Raw genomic sequence first — 3564 nt, 5'->3', positions numbered from 1 at the left:
GGAAGCCGACCAGCGAGGTGTGCTTCCGGTGGGCCGCCGAGTACGCGTCGTTGACGTACGCGTCGAAGCGCGGCGCGAGCGTCCGGACGAACTCCGTCTCGGCCTTCTCCTCGGGCGACGCCTCGGGCAGTTCGTCCTCGCACATCCGGGTGTTCTCCAAGATGAGGATTTCGCCCGCTGCGAGCGCGTCGATCGCCGCCAGCGCCTCGTCCCCGTACGTGTCGGCCACGAAGCCGACATCGCGGCCGACGCGGTCGGCGAGGATCTCGGCGTGACCGGCGAGCGACGTGAAGTCGTCGCGGCCGGGGCGGCCCTGATGGGCCATGAGCACGACGCGGTGGCCGGCGTCGGCCAGCTCGCGGACGGTCTCGGCGTGGCGCTCGAAGCGGCGGTTGTCCTGCGGGTCGCCGTCCTCGATGGGGGAGTTGAGGTCCAGTCGGACGAGGACGCGCGAGTCGGTCGGGAGGTCGTCGATGGTGTCGAAGGCGGGCATGGGTGAGTGGTCGTCGATGAGATAGTTAAGCAGTGGCGCTCCGGGGGAACGTTGCCGCCCGGGTGTCGGGCTTCGCTTGTCAGCCGCGATCGGACGTTCAGGCCTCGTCGTGAACGTACGCGGCCATGTCGAGCATCCGGTTCGAGAAGCCGTACTCGTTGTCGTACCAGGTGAGGATCTTTACCAGCTTCCCGCCGGCGATGACGTTCGTCGACTGGAGGTCGACGTAGCTGGAGAAGGGGAGGCCGACGATGTCCGAGGAGACGACCTCGTCGTCGGTGTAGCCGAGGACGCCCGCGAGCGGGCCGGAGTCGGCGGCGTCGCGGAAGGCGGCGTTGACCTCCTCCGCGGTGACGTCCTCGTCGAGGCTGACGACGAACTCGGTGATCGAGCCGGTCGGGACCGGGACGCGCATCGCCATCCCGTCGATCTTCCCCTCGAGCTGCGGGAGGACCTCCTGGGCGGCGCCCGCGGCGCCGGTCGAGGTGGGGACGATGTTCTCGGCGGCCGCGCGGCCGCGGCGGCGCTTGCTCATCGGGCCGTCGATGAGGCCCTGGGAGCCGGTGTAGGCGTGGACGGTGGTGAGGGTGCCGGCGTCGATCCCGAACTCCGCGTCGAGCACCTTCGCGACCGGGGTGATGGAGTTCGTGGTACAGGAGGCGTTCGAGACCACGTCGTCGCCCTCGTACTCGTCGTGGTTGACGCCGTAGACGAGCTGTTTGACCGGCTTGTCGCCCTTCGGGGGCGCCGAGATGACCACGGTGTCGGCGCCGCCGTCGAGGTGCGCGCTGGCGTCGTCGCGGGTGCGGAAGATGCCCGTACACTCCAAGGCGACGTCGACGTCGAGCTCGTCCCAGGGGAGGTCGGCGGGGTCCTGGACGTTGAACAGCGGGACCGACGTGCCGCCGATCGTCAGCTCGTCGCCGTCGCGCTCGACGCCGTCGAGCCGACCCATGACGGTGTCGTACTTCGCGAGGTACCCCATGTCGTCGAAGTCCATCACGTCGTTGATCCCGACGAGCTCGATCCGGGGGTTCTCAAGCACCGCTCGGAACACGTTGCGCCCGATGCGACCGAAGCCGTTGAGCCCCACCCGCACGACCTCGTCGTCGCTCACGTCGTCACCGGCAGCCAGATACGATTTACTCATGTTCGAAAAAAGCGAGCCGCAACTACTTAAATCCGGCCCAGTCACGTCGAGACCGTCATAATCGTTCGAATTTGTTACGGTCGGTGTCGGCGATCGTCGTCGGTCTCGGTCGGCTCGCGTCGCTCGCCACCGCTCGTTGCCCGCTCGTCGCCGCCTCGGCGCGGAGCGGATAGCGGCCGAAACGGCGACCGACAGAAGGCTTATCGGGGTCACCGACTTCACGAGAGGTATGGACAGAGACGACCGCGACGATCCGTTCGGAGACTTCTTCGAGGAGATCGAGCGGATGATGAACGAGATGGCCAGCGGCGACGCCCCGTCGGCCGACGACGCGGGGTTCGGCTCCGACACCCACGTCGACGCGTACACCACCGAGGAGTCGGTGCGTCTCGTCGCCGACCTCCCCGCCGTCTCGAAGGACGACCTCTCGCTGCGCTGCGACGGCGACGCGCTCACCATCTCGGCCGTCTCCGACCGGCGCGAGTACGACGAGACGGTCGAGCTCCCCGCGCCCGTCGACGAGCACTCCGCGGACGCGACGTTCAACAACGGCGTCCTCGAGGTCTCGTTCGACCGCGACGACGACAGCGCGTCGATCGACCTCGTCTGAGGCGGTCGTCGGGTTTTATTCCGTTTTTGCCGTCCGTCGGATCAGCGCCGCGAACCGGTCGTAGAAGTCGTCAGCGTACTTCGTCGCGGCGTCGACGGTCGGGCGCGCGTTCGTCTCGTTGACGACGAGCCGGTCGTCGGTCGCGAGCAGGTCGACGCCGAGGTAGTCGATCCCGAGCGTCTCGGCCGCGCGTTCGGCGAGGTCGCGCGCCGCGGGGTCGAGGTCGACCCCCTCGGCCGTCGCGCCGCGGTGGACGTTGTGCTTCCATCGGCCGGCCGCGAGCGCGTCGTCGTCGAGGACGCGCTCCACCGCCCCCGCGGACGCGCCGTCGACGACCATCGCGCGGTAGTCGCGCGCGTCCGGGAGGAACTCCTGGATCAGGAACGACTTGTCGCCGGTGGCGCGGTAGTCGTGGATCAGGTTCAGGTAGTCGACGACGCCCAAAAGTGAGTCGATGTCGGTCGCGGTCGCGACGCCGACGCCGCGGGTCGCGGAGTTCGGCTTCACGACGACGGGGTAGGAGAACTCCTCGACGGCGTCGACGACGACCGACTCGTCGACGGGGTTCGACACGAGCGTCGTCTTCGGCGTCGGGAGCCCGGCGGCCGACAGCCGCGCCAGCACGCCCGCCTTGTTGCGCGAGGCGACGACCGCGTCGCGCCCGTTCACCCACGGGACGCCGAGCCGCTCGTCGACGACCGCGCCCTCCATCAGGCGGGTCGGGTAGACGAGGCCGACGTCGAAGCCGTCGAACTCCTCGGGGTCGGCCGCCGGCGAAGCGCCGGTTTCACCGCTGGAAACCCGGAGCGACCGCTCTTTCGCTTGAACGTGACCCACCTCGATCCCGCGGTCCGCGAGCGGCTCGCGGACGCGCTCGAACGTCTCCGCGTCAGTGGTCATCGCGAGCCGGAGCATAGCCGTGTTGGGGGCTGTTCGGACTTAAAAACGGGGAGAGCGGCGCGACGGCAGCGACACGGTACGATACGCGGTGGCGCGTGCCTGCGAGCGGCCGCCCCCGGCGGCCGCGAGACGGCACGCGCGAGGGAGTCGCTGGCGGCGCCAGCCGCCAGCGACGAGGCTGGGGAGGTGTGAGGTGCTGTGCGGTGCCGTGCGGGGCGGGACTCGAAGGGGCAGCCGCGAGGCGGGCGCAGACGAAGTAAGCACCGCAGGGAGCGAGTGAAACGAGCGACCGAGGAGCACAGCGAGTGTGCGCCCGCCTCGCGGCTGGGGCTTTGGAGGCGTTCGCCGCCGATCCACGATCGGTTATGTATAAGCGAGCGGCTGGGGCTTTGGAGGCGTTCGCCGCCGATC

4 protein-coding genes are annotated in these 3564 nt (G+C 69.3%); 1 reads left to right on the top strand and 3 read right to left on the bottom strand.

Features of this window, described 5'->3' with window-relative positions; all coding sequences use genetic code 11:
• Both pgk and gap read right to left on the bottom strand, forming a co-directional pair.
• A partial coding sequence (pgk, locus tag C466_RS01310; RefSeq protein WP_004599535.1) for a phosphoglycerate kinase occupies positions 1–493 on the bottom strand: 493 nt, incomplete at its 3' end.
• A 97-nt stretch (positions 494–590) separates the two neighbouring features.
• A complete protein-coding gene (gene gap / locus C466_RS01305; RefSeq protein ID WP_049908372.1) occupies positions 591–1643 on the bottom strand; it encodes a type I glyceraldehyde-3-phosphate dehydrogenase in 1053 nt (350 codons plus the stop codon).
• A gap of 229 nt (positions 1644–1872) precedes the next feature.
• On the opposite strand from gap, the gene C466_RS01300 reads away from it, so the two are divergent.
• Positions 1873–2253, top strand: coding sequence for an Hsp20/alpha crystallin family protein (locus tag C466_RS01300; protein WP_004597365.1), 381 nt, complete (start codon positions 1873–1875; stop codon positions 2251–2253).
• Positions 2254–2268: 15 nt separating this feature from the next.
• Here the strand turns inward: C466_RS01300 and C466_RS01295 are convergent, their stop codons facing one another.
• Positions 2269–3168, bottom strand: a complete 900-nt coding sequence (locus C466_RS01295) for an ATP-grasp domain-containing protein (protein ID WP_004597367.1) — start codon at positions 3166–3168, stop codon at positions 2269–2271.
• Positions 3169–3564: the final 396 nt, after the last annotated feature.

This window comes from Halorubrum distributum JCM 10118, from assembly GCF_000337335.1.
In the GTDB taxonomy this organism is placed as follows: domain Archaea; phylum Halobacteriota; class Halobacteria; order Halobacteriales; family Haloferacaceae; genus Halorubrum; species Halorubrum distributum.
The sequence above is the reverse complement of the archived record's forward strand: the minus strand, read 5'-3'. Positions and strand labels throughout refer to the sequence as shown.

Excerpts from the sequence above, each read along its gene's own strand:
- C466_RS01295 (WP_004597367.1), bottom strand. The coding sequence starts at position 3,168 with ATGCTCCGGCTCGCGATGACCACTGACGCGGAGACGTTCGAGCGCGTC.
- C466_RS01300 (WP_004597365.1), top strand. The coding sequence starts at position 1,873 with ATGGACAGAGACGACCGCGACGATCCGTTCGGAGACTTCTTCGAGGAG.
- gap (WP_049908372.1), bottom strand. The coding sequence starts at position 1,643 with ATGAGTAAATCGTATCTGGCTGCCGGTGACGACGTGAGCGACGACGAG.